We start from the raw sequence: 21,584 nt of genomic DNA, 5'->3' as shown, positions 1-21,584 counted from the left end.
CCGCTGCTACGTCGGCCGACCAGGCTAAATAGTTCGCCGACACCAGAATTATATAGTCGCTGCCGCTACTGACGAGTATGCCTGCCGACGAGCCCGGCGAGGAGTTCGGACTCGCCGAGGGGTTCAGCGCGGACCTCGACGCTAAGCCCGCCGACGAGCGCGTGTACCGGGTCGCGCTCCAGTTGTACGAGCCGGCGGGCGTGTCGACAATCGCTGAGCGCGCCTCGTGCGCCCCGGACACCGCTCGGCGGCACCTCAAGCGGCTGGCCGACATCGGCGTCGTCGAACGCGTCTCGGAGTCGCCGCTCACGTTCGCCCGCAACGAGTCGTACTTCGAGTGGCGTCTTCGGAATCGGCTCGAAGCCCTGCCACGCGACGAGCTTCACGAGAGGCTCGCCGAGCTCACCGAGCGCGAGTCCGCGTTCCGGGAGCGCTTCGACGCCGAGTCACCGACCGACGTGGACGCGTTCGACCACGCGGAGTACGACGACGTCGAGACGGTGTGGCTCGCGTTGAGCGAGTGGCACACCGTCAGGGAACGGATCGACCGGCTGGAGGCGGTCCGCCGCGATCGCGGTTCGGACTCGTTTCGTGAGGAGAACGCCGCGTGACCGGTCTTGACCGGTCGCGATCCGTCGACGAGGCGACGCTTCGCTATCTCGCTCGGGCGTTCGGTCGACGGGACGAGGTGCGCCAGACGTCGCTGTTCCCGTCGAACAAGCTGGAAAGCCTTGTCGTCACGCTCGACGTCGAGTACTATCCCGAGTCAGTCGACGGCGTCTCGCTCGAAGTTCGCGCGTACACGAACGGTGACTTTCACGTCTCGTACCACGGGATGCGCGCCGGCGACCGGCAGCAGTGTCGATGGGACCGCCACGACCAGCCGCACAACACGCGGGACCACTTCCATCCGCTGCCGGACGCCGAGACGACAGCCGCGGTCGACCGGGGGTACGCGACGGACCTCACGCGTGTCATCGAGGGGACTGTGCTGCCGTGGGTCGACGAGCGGGTCGGCGAGCTGTGGGAGTCGGGCACGATCTAATTATGTGGGCGATAATATTATCGCGTTCATAATGCTCTCGAGCACGATATCCTCAGCACGTATATCTGTGCCAGCAAAATATATGTGTTTTTAGGACGAAGCGTAGCGTATGACAGACGAGCCACCGTCCGCTGACGGCCCCGACGAGTTCCCCACCGAGGCGGAGCTGCCGGACGAACCGGTAACCGCGGCCGACGTCGAACCGTTCGCCGTCGACGACGATGATTTCGAGGACGTCGACGAGTTCGCGGCCGCAGAGTGGAAACACGAGACCACTGCGGACGAGCGAATTCGCGCGGTGATCGACAGAACGACGACGCCGAAATCGGCGGGCGATATCGCAGAGACGGCGCTCGTCTCGGAGACAAAAGCCAGGACGGCGCTCAACAAGCTCAGCGAGGAGGGCATCGTCAGAAGTCAGCAGACGGGCTCCGGGAAGTTGTACAGTCGCGACCCGGAGTGGCACCTTCTCAAACAGATCCGGCGGCTCGCCGGGAGCGACACGCTCGTCGACCAAATCCAGCGAATAAAACGGGAACTCGCGGCGTACGAAGCCGAATACGACGCGCCCGATCCGGAGGAGCTTCTGGTTTCGGACAGGGACCTCGATCAGGACGAACTCGACGCCGTCTCTCACTGGCGGACGGCGAAACGAGAACTCAGCCACCTCAGAGCGGCGTACCGCTTCCGAGAAGCGAAGGAGCGGGCGCCGACCGTAACCGAACAGGGAGACGGACGGACGGGGACGCAGACGACCCCCACCGGCGATCAGCTCCCACTCGAGTAATGGGGCTGGGGAACGGTTCGCCGCTCGATTCGGACGCGATCGACGAGAGCGTGGAACAAGTACGCCGACAACTCGGTGACGGCGTCGTCGACGTCCGATTCCGGTATGGGAAGGGACAACCGTTCACGCGGCGGGACGGAGCGGACGTCAGAGCGGCACGAGTCACCGTTACCCCCGGTATCCACGAACGAGGCGGGTACTTCGATATTCAGTGGTGGGAGAACGGCGATTACAAGTACCACTATCGGGAGGACGGACTGGAGTTCAGATTCGGGCGGGAAGCGGCGAACGAAGCCACCCCGAAGCCGGTCCGGCATTTTCATCCGCCGCACGACCTCGATGTACATCGGCGATCCTGTATCGGCATTGAACGACCGCCCGAACTCGTCACGATCGCCGTGCTGAAGACGTGGTGGACGGGGGTCGAGAACGGTGACGAGAGCCTGGTGAACGCGCAGGACGGCTTGCCGTAGTCTCGGAACGCCTACACAGGTGGTCAGCCTTCCCGGCCTATCCGTATTGTCACCGATCACCAACCCAGTCACTGTCAATCCGGGCGGATGCTTTTTATCAGCATTCACCGATGCCCGTTCATGGGCCTGTACGACGACGTGCTGGTCGCGGATGGGGTCAGGCTGCCGAGGTTTCCAGCCGACGCCAGCCCGTCCGATATCGAGTGGCAGACGAAAGATATCGGTCGGCCAGCCATGCAAGCGTACAAGCTGACCACAGACGGACGGCTCCTGCGACGCGAGCGGGAGTTCCGTGAGAAGACGCCCGAAGAAAAACAGACAGCGGCCGCCGACCACGGCTTCGACTCGTGGGAGGCGTACGTCTCGTTTTGTGAGGACGCAACCCCAGATGAGCGCATCCAACGTGGTATCGGCCTTCGAGCGCCGGATCCCCAGACCCTCGACGAGGAACTCTGGCTCGACCACAACATGCACGGCAGCTTCGAGTTTCACGGCCGGAGCGACGATATCGAAGACGAGTTCTACTGGTCGTACGAGGCACGGTTCACGCGTGGAGCCCTCGACGCGATTGTCTTTCTCGGCGAGCGAGGCGGCGGTCACCCCGATGACTACCGGCCCGACGCGCCTGTCCGCGTCGAGTTTTCGTGACGAGCCCAGCTGAACGGTACTCGCGACCCGGAAGCTCACACGACGAGCGCGATTCCGCCCCCACCAATGATCGCGAGCGCCCCGAGCGCGAAACACACCGTCGCGAACGGCACGCGCTCGACGACGCGCATGAGCGCGTCGATTGTCAGGTAGCCGACGACGGCACTCACGCCGAGCGCGACCGCCGCGGGCACAGGCGCGATCCCGGGAAGCCCGCCCGCGCTGGCGACGGTGAGCGCGGCCGCGCCGACGCTCGCGGGAATCGACAGCAGAAAGGAGAGCCGGAACGCGGTCGGCGGGTCGTAGCTGCGGAACAGCAGCGCGCTCGCCGTCACCCCGGAGCGGGAGATACCGGGCAGGATGGCGAACCCTTGCGCGCTGCCGACGAGAATCGAATCGACGAGCGAGGGCGTCTCGCGGCCGCCCATGCTGACGTCGTCTGAGGCCCGCTGGAGGAGTCCGGTGATCACCAGCAGGACGCCGATGACGGCGATGAAGACGCCGCCCGTGAGATCGCTGACGAGATCGACGGCGAGGACGTACAGCGGGATGCCGACGAGCCCGGTGAACAGCGACGCCACGACGACGTACGTCGCAATTGCGTGGTCGGCGTCGTACGCTCTCGTGGGTCGCCACCCGGGGAGTGTTTTGAGGATGGTCGCGATCTCTGCGCGGTAGTAGGTCGCGGCCGACAGCGTCGTGCCCAATTGGAGGAACAAGGCGAGCTGGACGGCGACCGCGGGATCCGTGCCGACGAGAGTGAGCACGAGCGAGAGGTTCCCCTGACTCGAGACGGGGAGCCACTCGACGACGCCCTGAACGATCCCGGCGAGGATGGCGATGAGCAGCTCCGTGGTGGTCACTATCGACATCGGAGGCGGGTGGACAGGTAAAAGGCGACGATTATGGGTTCTGCTCGGCAGGTGTCTGGCCGTCAGTGTTCGCGTCCTGTTCAGGTGGGTGGGGATCGTCAGTATCGGGTGCTGTGAGATCGCGTTTGCCGTCGGTTGAGGCCGAGCCCGACTCCGACTCGTCCGGGGGCTCGGGGGGTTCGAGTGCGGCAACCAGGAGTTCAACCGGCCGCGTCTCGCGGAGCGCCGCCCAACTCCGGCGTTCACGCGTCGCAATCACGCCCGCGACGACGAGCCCGGCCGCGAGGCCGAGCCGTGTCGTGCCGAGGGTTCCAGCCGCGATACTCACGAGTGCGAGGAGCAGGCCGACAGTGAGTACTGCGAGGCCGCCCACAACTGCCGGCGCTGCCAGTGTGTACGAAACACCTGTGCGGGCCGCCGTTGCGATCCGGGAGTCTTCGAGTGCGGGAAGGAGGCGATCGAGAATCGCATCGAGGAGACGGATGAACGGGCCGACCGTCCACGTTTCCCGCAGGTCGATGACGATCACCTCCGGGTCTGGCTCCGCGGTGAGCCAACGGTACAGGTAGGAGCTACGCACGGCTGCTGCGGTCCGCTCCCACAGGCGGCCGAGACGTGACTCGCGGGCCGCCCGCCGCATCCTACTACCGGTCGGCGTGCCCGCCTCCGTCTCGTCACTCATCTGAATTGATCTTCGGGTGGGCGCTCATGTGTGTTGCGGCTGGGGCGAACCGATAGGGTAGGTCACCGCTCCACGGAGACGACCGTCGCCTCCACGGTGACCGTGCCGAGATCGAGTGCGACGGTCGATCCCTGGCGGATCTGGTCCCCTTTGAACGCCAGCCCGCTTGGCGTCTCTCGGAGCTGGAGGTCCGCGGTGATCGTCACCTCGCGGTCCACCGGGTGGTCGACCACGTTGACGCTGCCGTTCTCGCCGGTGGTGATGATGAGCGACGGCTCTGTTTCGACACCGGTGACCCGGGCCACGGTGGTGTCGCCGGCGCGTTCGACCATCCCCGGCTCGATGGCGTCCGCGAAGTCCTCGCGAACGTCGTCCATCCGAAGCGTCACCGTCCGGGTGGTGGTCTCGCCAAGGCTGATGTCGCCGCCAACCTGCTCGATCCGGCCGTCAAACGTGTACTCGCTCGTCGGGAGCGACACCGTCTGCCCGCGCCTGACCGGCGTGCCGCCAAACCGGAGCCGGTCCTGCTGGCGGTGGCCGGTGAGTGTCGCCTCGACGAGCAGCTGTCGTTGAGTGGGTTGGTCAGTTGTGTAGGTGGTGACGTTGTTGATGCGGGCGACTGTGCGGTCGCTGAGGCGGATCTCGTCGCCGGGGGTCACATCTTCTGCGGTGCCCGCATCGACCTGACTTGAGAGCAACACGCGCTGTTGTTCGGTCGTGAGTGCGTCGCTGTCGCCCACGTCACGGATCTGGCCGTTGACCTGGTAGCGGTCGGTGGTAATGTCGAGGGTGCGACCGAGTCGCGGCGGCGCGCCGCCGTAGATGAGACTGTCTTGGTTGTTGAGTTCGCCTTCGAGGGCGACGCGGAGGATGACGCGGGTATTGGCTCCCTGTGGCGTGAGATGAACGTCCGTGATCCGGAGCGTCGACGCCCCGTCGGGGCTGTAGGTGTCGCCTTCCTCGATTGCGTCGACGATGTACGGTGAGACGGTGCCGACATCGAGCGTCGCGTACGTCGTGTCCGTTTCTGGAGCCGGTGCCGGATCGTCCGTGAGAACGAACGCGGCACCGGAGACGACCACGGCGGCAATTAGTAGGACAACGAGCGCGTCGATGACGTTGACGGCGCCGAACAGCCGTCCTTCGTCGTCGATCAGTTCCATGGAGGTCCCTCCGAGCGCGGCATTATCACGGATAACCAAAGCACGGGTAAAAAGCGTATTCGTTCGCTGGTAACTGCCAGCGGGGCGAACCCGCAGCCTTTAGTCGGTCTTGTGCGAGGATGTGAGCACCATGGATCGGCTACGGCTCCCGCTTGTGCCGCGCTCGCTTCGGCTGGTGGGCGTCGTCGCGGTCGCGGCGACAATCCTGTATTTTTCAGTGTTCACGCCGCCCGGCAGCGGTGTGATCCGGACCGGGCCGCTCGGGCTTTTGCCGTACAGTACGTGGCTTCACGCGTTGGCGTACGCCGGGCTGGCGGTGACGCTCGCGTACGCGCTTCAGGATTGGCCGTGGCGTGACCGAACAGTGTTGCTGGTCGTGTTTCTGGTTGCCGTCGGCTACGGCGCCGGTATCGAGTTACTCCAATCGACACTGGACACGCGGACGGCGGACTTCGGTGATTTGCTTGTGAACGCCGTCGGGGCTGCCGTCGCGGCTGTGTGTTGGCGCGTCCTGACGCGGTGGGTGCGATTCTACCGTGTGCGCCGCCTGACCGAACTCGAAACACCTGTCTGACGGAGTTGCGGTGGGATGTGACCACCAACCGGTATTCACACATTTCACAAGAGGTGACGGCTCAGCAACTATGATGTCGCAGCTAGGCGTCTGATTCGACCGTTTCCTGTGTATCTTCCTCGCTCTCGACCTCACCGCGGAGGCGACGCTCAGCCTCGTCGCGGTCCTCGGGGTAGCCAACGTCGATACGCCAGCCATCGAGGCCGATGGCATCGATAGTGCGGCCGGACTGGATGAGAAGATCGATCGCGTCGCTGATCTCGTACTCGTCGCGGTTCGACGGCTGGACGAGGTGACAGGCGTGGAAGATGGCGGGCGAGAACGTGTAGAAGCCCGTCATCACGAGGTTGCTCGGGGGTCCTCGGGCTTTTCGACGACGTCCGTGATCTCCCCGTACTGGTTGGTGTCACAGACGCCGTAGCGGCTGGCGTCTTCCCAGGGGACTTCCTCGACGAGGAAGGCGGCGTCCGCGCGCTCTTCGCGCTGGCGCCGCACCACGTCCTGAAGGTTCGCTTGGAAGATGTTGTCACCGAGAATGAGCATGAAGTCATCGTCGATGTGCTCTTCGACCGTGAGCAGTGCGTGGGCGAGCCCCTTCTGCTCGCGTTGGTGGGTGTACGTGATTGGGACGCCCTCGTACTCATCGCCGTAGTGGTCGATAATTTGTTCTTTCATATACCCCACGACGACGACGAGGCGGTCGGCCCCGAGCTCGATCAGCTGGTCGAAACAGTGGGTGATCAGCGGCTTCCCGTCAACTTCGACCATCCCTTTAGGCTTGTCGTCGGTCAGCGGGCGGAGCCGCGTCCCTTTCCCGGCGGCGAGTACCACTGCGTCCATACCTCGAATTCTGCCAGCCACCCGCAAAGCCGTTTCGGGTCGCCATAGTGTCACGACCGGATCCCAGCGGTTTTGCCCCCGCTGTGTGTGGTCACGCGTATGAACGTCAACGTCGTCGGCAGCGGCTACGTCGGGACGACACTCGCGGCCTGTCTGGCGGATCTTGGCCACGAGGTCACGGCGATCGACATCGACCAGTCGGTCGTCGACGCGATCAACGCGGGTCACGCCCCGCTTCACGAGCCCGGGCTTGACAAGCTGCTCGCCGAACACGTGGGCGAGCGGCTTCACGCGACGACGTCCTACGACGATCTCTCGGAGGCGGACGTCACGTTCCTCGCAATCGGGACGCCCTCGGAAGCTGATGGTAGTATCGACGTAGGCCCGCTGTCGGCAGCCGCGGAGATGGTCGGTGAGGCGTTGGCTGGGGCCGATCGGAACGGGGAGCATCTGGTCGTCGTCAAGTCGACGATCACGCCGCCCGGACTCGCGGAGATCAGGGATGCGCTTGTGGCTGGGCTCGGTGACGGTGGGGGTGATGTTGGCTTTGCGACGAATCCGGAGTTCCTCCGTGAGGGGACAGCTGTCTCGGACTTTCAGGACCCGGATAAAATCGTCTTCGGCACGGAGTCCGACACTGCGCTCGCAACCTTAGAGGAGCTGTACGCGCCGCTGATCGAGACGAGCGACAGCCTGGTCGTCCGGACGGATCCGGCGACCGCGATGATGATCAAATACGCCAACAACGCCTTTCTCGCGACGAAGATCTCGCTGGCGAACGACCTCGGCAACATCTGTAAGGAGTTCGGGCTTGACGCCTACGAGGTGATGGAGGCGGTAGGACTCGACGACCGCATCGGCGAGCAGTTCCTGCGCTCGGGGGTCGGCTGGGGCGGAAGCTGTTTCCCCAAAGACGTCGCCGCGCTGATCGCGGCCGCGCGGGAGGCCGGATACGAACCGCCGCTGTTGAACGCGGCCGTCGAGGTGAACGACCGCCAGCCCGAACGCCTGCTCGCGCTGCTCGACGCCCACGTCGACGTGGCCGGCGAGCGGGTGGCCGTGCTCGGCCTCGCGTTCAAACCGGGCACCGACGACGTGCGGAACTCGCGGGCAATTCCGCTGATCGAGGGGTTACAGGCACGTGGCGCCGAGGTGGTTGGATACGACCCCGTTGCGACCGAGACAATGCGCGAGCGATTCCCTGATATCGAGTACGCGGACTCGGCCGCGGACGCGCTCGCGGGTGCCTCGGGCGCAGTCGTCGCGACCGACTGGGATGAGTTCGCGGCGCTCGATGAGGAGTTTGACGCGATGGCCGAGGCCGTGGTAGTGGATGGCCGACGAATCATCAAGCGTCGTGCGGGGATCACCTACGAGGGGCTGACGTGGTGAGCTCCGCACACGCAGCGAGTGTAGCGACCGTTCCCACTCAGTAGGGACCGCGCTCACTGGCCCGTCTCGAGATCGTCCTCAAGTGTTCACGCCGCCGACGTGGCGGGTTCAAGTCCTGTCGCCGAATCGGGCGCCCCACAGGTGGGGAGACTCGGCTCGGTCGCCGCAGGTGCGAGTCGATCGATGCGAACCGTGTACGACGCCACCACGGCACCGACACACCACTCTTTCAACTGAAGCCGATCGAATCCGTCGATTCGGTCGGGAGTCACACACCATCGTTTCACGTGAAGCGACTCGGTGGTCGTGCTTCCGTGACGGCCGCCCACCCATCCGATCCGAAATTCGGTCGGTTTCGCGCTTCCGGTCGCTCTCCGGACAGTATTCACTTGAAACGGTGGTGTGTCCCAGTACATACGTAGACAACGAATCCGCAGCTGTCAGAAGCGACGGTCCGCTCGTAGACGGCGGTCGAGATCATACCGCGCGGTTCCGGAACGGTCCTTCCTTCCTCGGGTGTGTTACTATCGAATCGGTCGGCCGGGAGTCGAATTCACCGCTCGTTCATCGACGCGATCTCGCGGATCGCGTTCGTCTCGGCGTCGAGCCGGAGGGCGTCTTCCATCGCCTCGATCGCGCTCTCGAAGGGGACGTCCAGCTCGTAGCTGTAGTAGTTCCCCCGCGAGCCGCTTCGGTTCTCCTCGGCGGAGAGGATACCGAGCATCCGGAGATCCGAGAGGTGGCTGTGGACCGATCGCTGCGAGAGCGTGTCGACTCCCGACGAGTCACAGAGTGCGGTGTACTCCTCGTACAGCTCTCGGGTGCGGCACGGGGTCTCTTGTTTGGCGGCCTTCGAGACGACCGCGAGCAGCGCGAGCCGGCCGTGCGTGGTCAGATCCCGCATCCCTTCTTGAACTCGCTCCTGTTCGAGTCGGGAGCGAGCGCGTTCGACGTGGTCCTGTTCGATTCGGTCGCAGTCTTCGTTCTCCGCGATCTCGCCGGCGAGTCGGAGGAGATCGAGGGCCTGTCGAGCGCTCCCGCTGTCGCGGGCCGCGAGCGCGGCGCAGAACTCCAGTACGCCCGAGCCAACCGCGTCGTCGACGACCGCGACCTCGGCCCGGGACCGGAGGATGTTCTCGAGTTCGGGCGCGTCGTACGGCGGGAACTGGAGCTCCCGCTCACAGAGCGTGTCCTGAACGCGCGGGTCTAGCTGCTCGCGAAAGGTGAAGTCGTTGCTGATGCCGATGAGCCCCACGGCGGTGTCCTCGAGATTCCCGTTCGCCCGCGCTCGCGGAAGTTCGTACAGCAGTTCGTCGCGGTCGCCGATCGAGTCGACCTCGTCTAAGACGACTAGGACCGTTCCGCCGAGGGCTTCGAGTTCCTGATAGAGCTTGTTGAACACCGTTTGTTGTGGATACCCAGTCGAACTGATCTCATTGCCGACCGGACGGAGCTCGTTCACGAGTTCGACGGCGACCTGGTACGAGGAGTTCAGCGTCTTACAGTTCAGCGAGACGACGGAGAGGTCGACGTCGTCGTACGCCTCGACGTCCTCTTGGAGTCGTCCGAGGAGGTAGTCGGTGACCGCCGTCTTGCCGACGCCGGTGTTCCCGTAGAGAAAGACGTTGTTCGGCTCCCAGCCGTCGACGACCGGCTGGAGCGCCTCCATGTACTCCTCGATCTCCTCGTCGCGCTCTTCGATCGTCTCCGGCCGGTAGGACTCCCCCAGCGCGTCCTTGTTTCGGAAGACGGTCCCCTTCCGCTCGAACCGATGCATATCGCATTTTCTCTCAACTATATTTATAAAACTACCTTTTCAACTGTTTCAAGTGAATGCTATAGACACACCACTGCTTCAAGTGAATGGCCGTCTTTCGCGACCCGACCACCGACGTGGTCCCTGACGCCCCGCCTCCTCCCCGAACTTCACTCGAAATAGTGGTGTGTCTGTGTGGTTCGGAGACGATGGTTCCGGCGCCGGACGCGGACAAGCTAGGTGTCCTCGGAAGGGCGTCAGCACAATGGCTGGCCAAAATACGATCGGTCTGGCCGGTATCGATCCACTCTCTCGAATCCTCAAAAGGGTTCGTCGCTGTCTGTGATATCTCGAAAAGTATCTGTGGCTCTATTGCGCTAAGTATTCCTTACCGGGGCGGCTCTCCCTCGCTGAAAGCATATGTTCCGTTCTAATACAAACTTGGTCGAAATTCGAGCTGATCGAAGGATCCAACGATGAAAGTGAGTATCATCACCCCCGTATTCAATGAGCCGCGTATTCAGCGGACATTCGAGTCTATTCTCTCACAACGAGATGTCCCTGATATTGAAATCATCGTCGTCGATGCAGAATCAACGGACGAGACACCGAATATCATTGAAGACTATGCTGACTACATCGATGTTCTCATTCGCGAATCCGATGACGGCGTCTACGATGCGATGAACAAGGGAATCGGGCGTGCTAGCGGGGACATCGTTGGGATCCTCAATGCGGATGATCGATATCACGATTCTACCGTACTTCGTTCTGTAGTCGACGCCTTCGAAACGAGTGGTGCCGAGCTCTGTTACGGTGATCTCGTATACGTCAATGACGACGACGAGGTAGTGCGGCACTGGCAGAGCGGCGACTACCGTCCACGAAGGTTCTATTATGGGTGGATGCCGCCGCATCCGACAGTGTTCGTTAGAGGGGACGTCTACGAGCGGTTCGAACCGTTTGACCTCAATTTCTCCATCGCCGCCGATTACGAACTGTTGCTTCGACTCTTATTACGCCACGACATCTCGGCGACGTATCTCGATAAGGTTCTCGTTCGGATGTCTTTGGGTGGAAAAAGCAATGAATCACTTACGAACATCGCTAAAGCCAATATGGAAGTTTACGAATCTTGGCTGAAGAACGATTTGCGCGGAGGCCTCCACGTTCCATTTATCAAGCCACTGCGGAAAATACCACAGTACTTCCACAACTATGAGGATGAGATGCGATAAATTCGTGTCCAGCACCTGAATACACTCTGTAACCCCGATCCGAGAAACTGGTTCCGGCAGCTACGGATGAAAACATAGATACAGACAGATGTTTATCACTCGATCAGATGAAACTCGACTCCCAACTCGCAGATCGGCCGGTCTTCGTCACCGGCGCTGACGGATTCGTCGGATCACATCTCGTCGATCGACTCGTCGGTCTCGGGGCAAACGTCCACGTCTTCGTTCGAGCAACCTCTAGTGGAGAATTAAATAATATTCGGCACCACAGGGATGAAATCACGGTACATCGCGGTGATCTCCGAGATAAACTCTCTGTCAGGGAGGCGCTTGGAACACTCAAAGGCCACAGCGATATTCTCATTTTCCATCTCGCTGCCCAAGCACACGTGGGCGAATCGTGGGATCGCCCCTACGAAACCGTCGATACGAACGTTACTGGCACGCTGAATCTCCTCCAGTCGGTCGTCGACCTTGATCTCGATATCGCGAAATTTGACACAGCTGGGACCAGTGAGGAGTACGGAAATGTCGACGAGAAAATGAAGGACAACCATGATTTCAAAGAAGACGGTCGGGTCCTCCTTAGCGAACGGTCACCGGTCAACCCGACGAGCGTTTATGCGACTTCGAAGTTGGCCGCGGACTTCCTGACGATGAACTACCACGACGCGTACGGACTGCCAACAGTCACGACGCGGATGTTCAACAACTACGGCCCTCGACAGAATCCCCGATACATCACGGGGACGATCATCACGCAGGCACTCGAACGAGATATCGTCGAACTCGGGAATCTGACGCCAAAGCGAGACCTGTGTTACGTCGCCGATGGCGTCAGGGGGCACCTCCACGTCGCGCTCGGTGGCTCGGCGGGCGAACAGTACGTTTACGGCCACGGTGAGAACATTTCGATGCAAGAGTGGGCAGACACGATTCTCGAAGTCGGTTCCGAACACGGCTACTGGGAGAACCCTGAAATCGTTCAGGACGACGACCGATTCCGACCGGGGGACAGTGACGTCGAGGAACTTCTTGTCGGATACGAGAAAATCAACGAGGAAACGGGTTGGGAACCAGAGGTATCCTGGCGTGAGGGTATCCGCCGAACAATCGACTGGTACGCGAATAATCCTGACAGCTGGTACGGCCGGGTAGACTGGCGATGAGTCAAGACACCACGGAGTTCTGGGACGGGAAGACAGTGATGGTGACAGGTGGGTCGGGCTTCCTTGGCGGTCACCTCGTTGAGGAACTCCGGACTCGCTCTGATGGCGTTGACATCTTCGTCCCCCGGTCTGACGAGTACGACCTGCGGGAGAAAGCTGATATCCAACGAGCATTTGAGGACAGCGAGGCCGACGTTGTTATCCATCTCGCAGCAACCGTCGGCGGCATCGGTGCGAACCGGAAGAACCCGGGACGATACTTCTACGACAATGCGGTCATGGGGATCGAACTCATCGAGCAGGCCCGTCAGTACGACGTCGAGAAGTGTACCATTCTGGGTACGATCTGCGCCTACCCGGAGGACACACCCGTACCGTTCAGTGAAGAAGATCTCTACGCGGGATACCCCGAAAAGACGAACGCGCCCTATGGCATCGCGAAGAAGGCGCTCCACACTCAGTCGTGGGCCTACCGTGAGCAGTACGACTTCAATAGCATCTACCTTTTGCCGGTGAACCTCTATGGACCACGTGACGACTTCGACCTCGAAACCTCTCACGTCATCCCCGCCATCATCAGGAAATGCGTCGAAGCCAGTGAGCGTAGTGACGACTCGATCACGGCGTGGGGGACGGGCGAGCCGACCCGGGAGTTCCTCTACGTGAAGGACGCGGCGGCCGGTATTCTCGATGCGACTGAGCGGTATAACTCATCGGACCCCGTGAATCTTGGAAGCGGTGAGGAGATATCGATTCGCGAACTTGTCGAGACGATTGCCAACGAGACCGAGTTTGGAGGGGAGATCGAATGGGACACGTCGAAACCTGACGGCCAGCCCCGACGGAAGTTAGACACCTCGCGCGCGAGGGATCGATTCGGCTGGGAAGCGTCCACGGAGTTCCGTGACGGCCTGCGAGAAACGATTGAGTGGTACGAAACACACCGAGGAGAGTTTGATGAGTGAGTGGATCTCTGATGATGTGTGGGAAGCAATCGTCGAAAACATGCCAATCGTCTCCGTCGATCTAGTAGTGGAGTGTCCCGATGGAGTTGTACTCGGGAAGCGAGCTAATGAACCCGCAAAGGGCGAGTGGTTCGTTCCGGGTGGTCGTGTGAGGAAGGGAGAACGGTTGGAGAGAGCCGTACACCGGATCGCTGAGGAGGAACTGGGTATCGGTGTCGAAATTCGAGACTCGCTCGGGGCGTTCCAACATTTCTATGAGACCTCCGAAATTGGTTGCGAGAAGCACTATGTCGCACATGGTTTTCACGTGTGGACGGAGGCCACTAACTTTGATACGGACAAGCAACACAAAGCTCTAGATGTGTTCGAAAGACCCCCTCCGAACCTACACGAATATGTCCGAATGTACATAGACGAGACGAGCTGGAGTGAAAACTCTGAATAGGCGAGTTCAATCACTCAATTGGCGATAGATGTCCGCATACTGGGAATAATTCTCGTACATGTCGAACTGCTCGGCAAAACGCGCTCTTGAAACGGACTCTTCTACGGCGTTGTTGACGGCGTTCGCGAATGCGATATGATCTGTCCGGCCAATTAAGTGACATCCTGGTAGACCCGCGAATGCTCCTTTTATTCCATCCACCTCCGAGGCGATGATAGACGTTTCCATCGCGCACGCTTCTTGAAGAACTCGAGGAGCGCCTTCGGTGCCGGATTTAGACAAAAGAATGACTCCGTCTGCGTCGAACAAAATATCGGGCACGTCCTCAAACGGGACCCGATTAGGATAGAGTATCGTTTTATGTGGGACTTCTTTTTGTAGTTCCCTAAACTGCCGTTCAAACGATTCACTACGGAACTCTCCAATAAATACAAATACGATATCTTCGGACACCTCCGAACTACTCTGATCTAGTAGTTCGAGGACTGTGTCTGGACCTTTCTCTTGAACGAGTTTTCCCAGAAACAGGATAATTCTATCGTTGCTCTCGATGTCGTGTCCCTCACTTGAGAGTAGATCTCTAAGCGCGTTTTCTTTTGTTACGGCCTCCGGATCGAATGTATCGAAATCAACGCCGGTAGGCAAAGTAGTGAACCCCGGATCGATTCCGAATCTTTCACGAACGAATTTAACTTGATACGGTGATTTTGTAACGATATGATTTGCTCTCACGAGGACAAACCGTGTCATTGTTGTAAGGATCTGATATTTGATTCGCGCTCGATACGTACCTTCCTCCTCGATCATCTCGTTATATATTGGTTCTTTCAAACCACGCACACTCACGATTAGTGGGACTGAGAAGAGTTGTGAGACGACTGCTCCCGCGAACCCGCCAAGGGCGTAATCAAACGCATGAATAACTGATGGACGTTCTTGCTTGAATTGGAGATATATCAACAGTAAGACAGCCTGTAAGACGTGTATTGAGAAGACAAATGGCTTTACCCAACTCGGCTTGACGAATGCTCCTCTCTGGGGATACAAATTATATGTCGTCACGCTTTCAATACTCTCATGTTTATTTTTATCGCCGATAGGTTTTGGACGGACGACTACAAGATCGTCGACACTCGCATCAAGAGCTTTGGCCCTCTCATCAAATGTGTTTGGCCAGCCGTTGAGTTTTACCATAAATATTTTGTCATTATTCAATTCCTCACCAGGCAATAGTATGATAGTGTTTCTTCATCGGTCACGTGTAACATGTGAATCACAGATGTTATATCTGTACTTGAATTATTATCGTTTAACATGGCTCAGTTGCCGGACATCGATATATCAAACGTCTTCCTATACATTGGTGACGCAGTGCGATGGGATACACTACCGGAATCATTGGCAGAATGTGGTCAGCTTTATAAGACAATAGCAGCGGGGATTCACACCCCAACAAGTTTCTCATCTATCGTTACGGGATTACATCCACCCCAACATGGAGTTGACCAATTCGGTGATAAACTCGATCCGGCTCTGCCATCACTGTTCAATTTATCTGATGTTGAGGCGCGATTTACTAACACAATAAACGAGAGGTTTAATGAAGAACCAGATGACATGAGTATCTTGGACAGCACATTAGCTACTACCACCTCTCACTCAGATTCGCTATCCGATATTGAAACACCGTTTATATTTGTCGAACGTGGACCAGGGGGACATGCTCCATACGGAGAATATCTAGGAAATGCTTGGGAATATTATCGCGATCGAAAAGGTGCGCCCCAATCCAGGTTTCGGCAAGAATACGAAATTGCTGTTGAGCGTGATATCGAGTACTTCAACAGCCGAGTAGAGCAATTGAAGGCTCGCGGACTTTTAGATGACACTCTAATTATATACACAAGTGATCACGGCGAACTCCTTGGTGAAGAAGGCTGCTTAGGGCATAATAGTCCTGTACATCCAAATCTTGCTTATGTTCCTACTGTGTTCTTTCATCCAGATCTAAATAATAAGAGAGTTACCGACGGTGTACTGCGTCATATTGATCTGTTCCCGACTATTTTAGAATTACTAGATGTAAATGATCTACACTTACCAGGACGAGATATAACAACCGAATCTATAGCAGAATGTGGTGCGTGTTTCTATAATAAATCGGTTCTTCCCAGTTCACAAATAATCAATGGTGAACTATCATTTGAATCCGTGTGGGATTATAACGGAGGTTATGTTTTCCCCCAATCTGGAAAGATCAACAGATCTGCTATTCTACTTGGAAAGTTACTTCGAAGTGCTAAGCGAGAATATATGCGTCAGCATCTATTTGATAACGTACCATTCTACCTCTCTGGACCTCGTGAATATGGAAACACTGAGATGAGTATAGATTCATGTAGATCATATTTAGATCGCATAGAAAAGCCAGCACACACAGAGAGCGATTCAAGAAACCTAGAACAGAGCACCGAAGAAAGGCTGCGAGAGTTAGGGTATCTTCAATAGATAATTGTACTACTAACAATGAGAGGCAAATATAGCAATGACAACTCGTTTACTTACGTATTATGTCGTTCAACCTCATTTGGTGACGGTAGCTGGTCACAAACTATCACAGCTCAATCCAAATGTACTTAAACTAAAATGTTAGATAATCGAGTCAAGTTCATTAAGAATAGTGATTTAGCCACTGTTAAAGTAACATATGGGTATTATGGACAACATTGAAGTCTGTATGCCTACTTGGAACAGCGAGGATGTTATCTCAGAATCATTGAACAGTCTTAGGGAAAGTGAACTGGTCTCAGAAATCACAATTCAAAAATTAATTATCATCGATAATTATAGCTCCGATAATACTGTGGATATAATAGAACAATGTGCTGATGAATTCGGCTGGGATGTCTTGGTAATCCAATCAAAATCTAATTTGGCGCAAGCAAGACAAGAGGCGATCAATAATGTAACATCAAAATGGTTTTTGTTTCTTGATGATGACGTTCTAATTTCTAAAGACTTTTTGACAACGATTGAAAGTTCTATTTCCCCACTAGTCGGTGGTGTACAGGGTATTAAAGAATCTAATACGTTGGGTGACCCGCACAATTGGGTCCGATGGAGAGCTCATAGGGGAGGTACTCATTCAACGGTAATCCGTCACCAAGCAGTAAAAGACATCGAGATACCAAATGAATTAGATGTCCTCGAAGATGAATATATCCGACAACATGTTGAAAAGAACGATTGGTTATGGTTATTCAATCACCAAGTACCATTTGAGCACAACGATATGGGGCGCCATCCTGCGACTTTTCACCAAGGGTTCTTGGGCGGAAAATATGGGTTAATGACATGTTATCTCACAATTAGAGCTCTATTAGCTTCGATCCAACGGAAGGAATTCACAGAAGCCTGCGAATTTTTCAACCAATTAGTAGGATGGACTGTTGGTAAGATCTCCTCAAAATTGAGTAGGCGCCTCAATGATTAATATGAAACGCGTATGGGATCTTGACTCAAATAAATTAGCATACATAACCACATCTATTATTTTTCTTACAACTCTCGGATATCTATCATTTGGAAACATTAAAGCTGTAATTTTAGGATATCCAATTATATTTACTCTGGCATGGCTGTATAACAGAATCGTCGCAACAGAAGATTCAAAATGGGTTATATATCTGATCCTACTTCTTCCCACAATATTCCCATTGTTTAAACTACATTTTACAGTCGGGTTTAGCATCTATTTTGTGGTTGGGATCACACTACTTTATTCGCATACCTCCTCAGTGAAACTAGTGATATTCACCTTCGTCTACTTGTTGGGTACATTACTCAACACTTTGTATGATTCGACACCAATAGTTAGTCCAGACGCTGTGAGGTATTTCCGGAGGGTCTCTGAAGATTTCCCAAATCTAATATCTTACTTTTACCATCTCGTTCGATTAACCTCCGACAGTATTATTGAAGTAAATAATGTGTTCTTCACACCCTCCAGCGTGTACGATACATTTCCAATATTATATCTTCCCATTTACAAATCATTTGAACTTGGAAGCCCTCTTTTTATATTGGTGCTTAATACTATACTATGGATATCTACGGCGTTTATGATGAGAGATATGACAAATAAATATTTATCTAGGCACATTCAAGCGTCCGGTGATATCGTATTCTACCTTTTAATGATCAGTCCGACGGCTATGTACTATTCGAGCTCTTTTCTTAAGGATATTACTGCGGTATTCCTTGTAGTGCTTTCTCTACGTCTATATCTAGAGAAGCGGTACCTACTGTTCGTTGTTGTAATAGTGTTTTCTACTACTATACGTCTTTACTCATTCGCGATTACTGGAATATACTTTGGTGTTCTCACGTGGACTCCGCACATACTTCTGATAGGTATTGGTATATCTACCATTTTTATGCTGTGGTTTACTAAGGAAGTCCTGACTATCTTTAATACAATATTGATGGTTGGTTACTTTTTCATAAGCCCAAATCCATTCGAACTCCAAAACTGGATGAACATTGAGGCCACCCCTAGAATCCTTGAGGGATTAATGAATGGTGTATTCCTAACAATTTCGGTTATTTTAGGTCTAGGAAAAAGAACTGATTTGACCTCGTACTTCATCATCTCTCTAGGATTAATCGTGTACGGGCTAATTATGTCTACTATCGGTTTTAATTGGACGGTCAACTTTTTGTCTGAAGCTTATAATTTAGGTACACTAGGTGAACATATTATACGAAAAAAACTACCAGTTGTCCCATTAATTGCTATTTGGATCTCATTTACTTATACTAATTTAAATATTCCTCAGATAAAGTTTAAAATTTGATCTTTTCTCTAACTGTGTATTGTGAACGTGATCCTACGCAACGCACAGTCGCTGGCGTACCAGTGGCGTACGCTCTCTGAACAAAGGGTGTCCAGATATATTGGTCGTTATCGTCCTCGCCGCCTGTAAGACTCTCGATTTTTAATATTATGAAAAGCGAGTCAACGGCCAGTTTGTGTGTCGTGAAGTCAGTATGCCGAGCGGTTAACAATGGGGACAGCGCATGAGTCTGGATCGACCAGCACAGTCCTTGAGCGTACGTATGTGGTAGTTCGAGGAGTTTGGTGTGTTCCGATGCCGCTTCCCCAGACGATGAGCATGACACTGATAGCACAGTGTAAACCCGTATCACAGACGTTCGCAGATTCCCGAAGGGGACCCAACTATATCGACATGAGGATCTCTCAACCGACGGGTAAAGGGTTAAAAAATCGGAAATTTCTTTTGAGCGAGTTGTAACAGACCACGAACTCGATCTATCTCACTCATTTAATCTACGGCCTCACAGTACGTCACACCTATAAAACCCACAAAAAGTGGAATAGTTACAGTCTTCCAGCCAGGAATTCCGTGGCCTGTCGGATCACTTACCGCCGTAAGACTGGCAGCAGAGCTCTTTTGAATAGTGACGCGGCTCGCTTAGCGAACCAGAAGAGTAAGTTAGTCATATTCGATTTTTCACTTCGCTACCATCTTTTTAGTAACGCTATCCTGTCGAATTCTGGGTTCAACAGAGCAGTAAATCAGAGCAAACTTGAACGAGATAGAGCACTACCGGCTCGACTGGATCCTGTACAGCTCAGCGTACTTTCCTCCTCGCTCCACGAGTTCGTCGTGCTGCCCGGTCTCTGTGACCCGACCCTTCTCGATCGTGTAAATCCGGTCTGCGTTTTTCACTGTCGACAGCCGGTGGGCAATTGTCACGATGGCGTAGTCTCGATCCATCTCTTCAATTGCTTGCTGAACTTGCTTTTCCAGATTCGAGTCAAGATCGCTTGTTGCCTCGTCAAGGATTAACACGTCAGCGTCCTCGAGGAGCGCCCGCGCAAGTGCGATGCGCTGTTGCTGGCCGCCCGACAATCGAATCCCGTCGTCTCCGAGAAGGGAGTCGTACCCATCTGGTAGCTCGTTGATAAATTCGTCGACCTTTGCGATAGAGCACACGCGGTCGAGTTCTTTGTCCGACACCTCTCGATTTCCGAGGGTCAGGTTGTACCGCAGCGTATCGTTGAATATAAATGGATCCTGTCTGACCATTGAGAGCCGGTCTCGCCACTCAGTAATGTCCATCTCGTCAATCGGGATTCCATTTGTTCTGATCTCTCCCTCATCGACCGGGTACAGCCGGGCAAGAAGCGAGACAATTGTGGACTTCCCCGCACCGGACTGTCCGACGAACCCGACGAAATCTCCCTTTTCAACGGTGAAGTTGATCCCACGGAGCACCTTCTCCTTACTATCGTACGAGAAGTGAACGTCATCGAATTCAACTTGTTGAATCTCCTCGGGAACTTCTCGGCTCGGTTCGTTTGGCTCTTCGTAGACCTCCAGCTCTTTGATGAACTCCTGGGTCCTCACCAGATGCGGTAAATCGTTTTCAACTTGATAGTAGAGCTTGTTCACATTACTCGCTCTCGGCCCGAGTCGGAACATCGCAAAGAGGAATACGCCCAGTTCTCCGACAGAGAGGGAAGCGAACGTCAACGCCAAGTAGATTAGCACGAACACCGAGACGGCGACTACGAGATTGTAGAATTTGTCGATCGCGGCTTCGTTACGCCGTAGCGTGATCCGTGAGTCCGTATACTGGTTGACTGCCTGTGAGAAGTCCTCAAATAGTTCATCAGCGAGCCCAAAGATTCGCACGTCACGGATTCCTTGGGTACCAGCCTGTGCGGCCTCCTGTCGCCTCTCGTTCGCCTCGGCGACCTCGTCTCCCACTTCGTATCCCGAATCGAGGATGCGCCGGAAGAACACCGTGAACCCACCCAGAACGACTCCGGTGATGATCGTTAGTGCCGGTGCGATGATCAACGCCACGAGGAAATATATCCCAGCCAAAAAGAACTGTTCAAAGGTTTGGATCCCTCGCTGTATAACCCGCCCAGCGTAGTACGTTTGCGTGACGATTGCGTTCAGGATGTCGTCGGATCCTTCCTTGTCGAAATACTCCACACGCGCATTCAATGCGTTCCGAAAAGCCCTGGTTTGGAGATCACGAATGTAGTAGGTCCGCAAGGCTTCTCGAAACCACGCCACGGAGAAACTGGCTGTGTAACGTGCGACCATCACGGCCGACACGCCAACCACGACGTATCCCAGCGTAAACGGAATCCCAACTGCCTGATAGGCTGTGACGAACACCGCGAGCAGTCCTTCCGCCTCGGCGGCGGGATCTTGGAGCTGAACGAGTTCGACAATCGGGAGGATGAAACTCAGCCCGACGCCCTCAAGTACAGCAGCGACGACGCCGAGCACAACAACTGCCGCCGTATATTTCGGATTGTACCTCGCGACATCGCGGAGGGCGTCGAGCTTCTCGCGTCTGGAGACCGGTTCGGGATCTGACGATGACATAGCGGTGAGTTACACCGATTTCCGTTGGCGATCCGAATAATGTCGTCGGTCTCATCTCTCACTCTGACTGCTCTCCACACACACACTTGACGCTCGTCTGAG

Annotated in this window: 20 protein-coding genes and 1 pseudogene; 14 read left to right on the top strand and 7 right to left on the bottom strand. The window is 55.8% G+C overall.

Annotated features, from left to right (window positions below; all coding sequences use genetic code 11):
• Window positions 1–77: 77 nt before the first annotated feature.
• The 5 genes from J7656_RS14475 to J7656_RS14455 all read left to right on the top strand — a co-directional run bounded on the left by J7656_RS14475 (window position 78) and on the right by J7656_RS14455 (window position 2,953).
• The gene (locus J7656_RS14475) at window positions 78–611 is read left to right on the top strand and encodes a DUF7342 family protein (RefSeq protein ID WP_017342204.1); all 534 of its coding nucleotides are present in this window, start codon (window positions 78–80) and stop codon (window positions 609–611) included.
• Window positions 608–1,045: a toxin-antitoxin system TumE family protein gene (locus J7656_RS14470; protein WP_017342205.1), complete on the top strand. Its 438-nt coding sequence runs from the start codon at window positions 608–610 to the stop codon at window positions 1,043–1,045. Before J7656_RS14475 ends, J7656_RS14470 begins: the two co-directional genes overlap by 4 nt.
• A 109-nt stretch (window positions 1,046–1,154) precedes the next feature.
• Window positions 1,155–1,832 (top strand): winged helix-turn-helix domain-containing protein, encoded by a 678-nt coding sequence (locus J7656_RS14465; protein ID WP_017342206.1) that lies wholly within the window; start codon window positions 1,155–1,157, stop codon window positions 1,830–1,832.
• Window positions 1,832–2,305, top strand: coding sequence for a toxin-antitoxin system TumE family protein (locus J7656_RS14460; protein ID WP_017342207.1), 474 nt, complete (start codon window positions 1,832–1,834; stop codon window positions 2,303–2,305). The genes J7656_RS14465 and J7656_RS14460 overlap by 1 nt, the downstream gene beginning before the upstream one ends.
• A gap of 120 nt (window positions 2,306–2,425) precedes the next feature.
• On the top strand, window positions 2,426–2,953 hold the full coding sequence (locus J7656_RS14455) for a hypothetical protein (RefSeq protein ID WP_017342208.1): 528 nt from the start codon (window positions 2,426–2,428) through the stop codon (window positions 2,951–2,953).
• A gap of 35 nt (window positions 2,954–2,988) precedes the next feature.
• On the opposite strand, the gene J7656_RS14450 is transcribed toward J7656_RS14455, so the two are convergent.
• The 3 genes from J7656_RS14450 to J7656_RS14440 form a co-directional block, all read right to left on the bottom strand.
• Entirely contained in the window at window positions 2,989–3,825 is an 837-nt protein-coding gene (locus J7656_RS14450) for an undecaprenyl-diphosphate phosphatase (RefSeq protein WP_425490612.1), read from the bottom strand.
• 31 nt (window positions 3,826–3,856) lie between these two features.
• Window positions 3,857–4,507, bottom strand: coding sequence for a hypothetical protein (locus tag J7656_RS14445; RefSeq protein WP_017342210.1), 651 nt, complete (start codon window positions 4,505–4,507; stop codon window positions 3,857–3,859).
• A gap of 62 nt (window positions 4,508–4,569) precedes the next feature.
• A complete protein-coding gene (locus J7656_RS14440; RefSeq protein WP_017342211.1) occupies window positions 4,570–5,670 on the bottom strand; it encodes a DUF4330 family protein in 1,101 nt (366 codons plus the stop codon).
• 130 nt (window positions 5,671–5,800) lie between these two features.
• Between J7656_RS14440 and J7656_RS14435 the strand changes: the two genes are divergently transcribed.
• The gene (locus J7656_RS14435; RefSeq protein ID WP_211553676.1) at window positions 5,801–6,244 is read left to right on the top strand and encodes a VanZ family protein; all 444 of its coding nucleotides are present in this window, start codon (window positions 5,801–5,803) and stop codon (window positions 6,242–6,244) included.
• 82 nt (window positions 6,245–6,326) lie between these two features.
• On the opposite strand, the pseudogene aglF reads toward J7656_RS14435, so the two are convergent.
• A pseudogene (gene aglF, locus J7656_RS14430) lies at window positions 6,327–7,084 on the bottom strand (UTP--glucose-1-phosphate uridylyltransferase AglF).
• Window positions 7,085–7,183: 99 nt separating this feature from the next.
• Between aglF and aglM the strand changes: the two are divergent.
• Window positions 7,184–8,476: a UDP-glucose 6-dehydrogenase AglM gene (gene aglM / locus J7656_RS14425; RefSeq protein WP_211553674.1), complete on the top strand. Its 1,293-nt coding sequence runs from the start codon at window positions 7,184–7,186 to the stop codon at window positions 8,474–8,476.
• Window positions 8,477–9,029: 553 nt separating this feature from the next.
• Here aglM and J7656_RS14420 read toward each other — a convergent pair.
• Window positions 9,030–10,253: an orc1/cdc6 family replication initiation protein gene (locus J7656_RS14420; RefSeq protein ID WP_211553673.1), complete on the bottom strand. Its 1,224-nt coding sequence runs from the start codon at window positions 10,251–10,253 to the stop codon at window positions 9,030–9,032.
• A gap of 455 nt (window positions 10,254–10,708) precedes the next feature.
• Between J7656_RS14420 and J7656_RS14415 the strand changes: the two genes are divergently transcribed.
• From J7656_RS14415 to J7656_RS14400, 4 genes are all read left to right on the top strand, one after another.
• Window positions 10,709–11,470 (top strand): glycosyltransferase family 2 protein, encoded by a 762-nt coding sequence (locus J7656_RS14415; RefSeq protein WP_211553672.1) that lies wholly within the window; start codon window positions 10,709–10,711, stop codon window positions 11,468–11,470.
• A 107-nt stretch (window positions 11,471–11,577) separates the two neighbouring features.
• Window positions 11,578–12,639, top strand: coding sequence for a GDP-mannose 4,6-dehydratase (locus J7656_RS14410; protein WP_211553671.1), 1,062 nt, complete (start codon window positions 11,578–11,580; stop codon window positions 12,637–12,639).
• Window positions 12,636–13,604 (top strand): GDP-L-fucose synthase family protein, encoded by a 969-nt coding sequence (locus J7656_RS14405; protein ID WP_249191473.1) that lies wholly within the window; start codon window positions 12,636–12,638, stop codon window positions 13,602–13,604. Before J7656_RS14410 ends, J7656_RS14405 begins: the two co-directional genes overlap by 4 nt.
• The gene (locus tag J7656_RS14400; RefSeq protein WP_211553670.1) at window positions 13,597–14,049 is read left to right on the top strand and encodes an NUDIX domain-containing protein; all 453 of its coding nucleotides are present in this window, start codon (window positions 13,597–13,599) and stop codon (window positions 14,047–14,049) included. The genes J7656_RS14405 and J7656_RS14400 overlap by 8 nt, the downstream gene beginning before the upstream one ends.
• Before the next feature lie 6 nt (window positions 14,050–14,055).
• Here J7656_RS14400 and J7656_RS14395 read toward each other — a convergent pair whose 3' ends face one another.
• A complete protein-coding gene (locus J7656_RS14395) occupies window positions 14,056–15,243 on the bottom strand; it encodes a glycosyltransferase family 4 protein (RefSeq protein WP_211553669.1) in 1,188 nt (395 codons plus the stop codon).
• A gap of 120 nt (window positions 15,244–15,363) precedes the next feature.
• Here J7656_RS14395 and J7656_RS14390 point away from each other — a divergent pair, with 120 nt between their 5' ends.
• The 3 genes from J7656_RS14390 to J7656_RS14380 all read left to right on the top strand — a co-directional run bounded on the left by J7656_RS14390 (window position 15,364) and on the right by J7656_RS14380 (window position 18,905).
• Complete coding sequence (locus J7656_RS14390) at window positions 15,364–16,557, top strand: sulfatase-like hydrolase/transferase (protein ID WP_211553668.1); 1,194 nt, start codon at window positions 15,364–15,366, stop codon at window positions 16,555–16,557.
• Window positions 16,558–16,765: 208 nt separating this feature from the next.
• Window positions 16,766–17,542 carry a glycosyltransferase family 2 protein gene (locus J7656_RS14385; protein ID WP_211553666.1) on the top strand — a complete coding sequence of 259 codons (777 nt, stop codon included), beginning with the start codon at window positions 16,766–16,768 and terminating at the stop codon, window positions 17,540–17,542.
• A gap of 1 nt (window position 17,543) precedes the next feature.
• On the top strand, window positions 17,544–18,905 hold the full coding sequence (locus J7656_RS14380; RefSeq protein ID WP_211553664.1) for a hypothetical protein: 1,362 nt from the start codon (window positions 17,544–17,546) through the stop codon (window positions 18,903–18,905).
• 771 nt (window positions 18,906–19,676) lie between these two features.
• Here J7656_RS14380 and J7656_RS14375 read toward each other — a convergent pair.
• The gene (locus J7656_RS14375; RefSeq protein ID WP_211553662.1) at window positions 19,677–21,482 is read right to left on the bottom strand and encodes an ABC transporter ATP-binding protein; all 1,806 of its coding nucleotides are present in this window, start codon (window positions 21,480–21,482) and stop codon (window positions 19,677–19,679) included.
• Between the last annotated feature and the right edge of the window lie 102 nt (window positions 21,483–21,584).

It is taken from the genome of Halorubrum ruber, assembly GCF_018228765.1.
Lineage (GTDB): Archaea > Halobacteriota > Halobacteria > Halobacteriales > Haloferacaceae > Halorubrum > Halorubrum ruber.
This window is presented reverse-complemented; position numbering and strand designations above follow the sequence as displayed.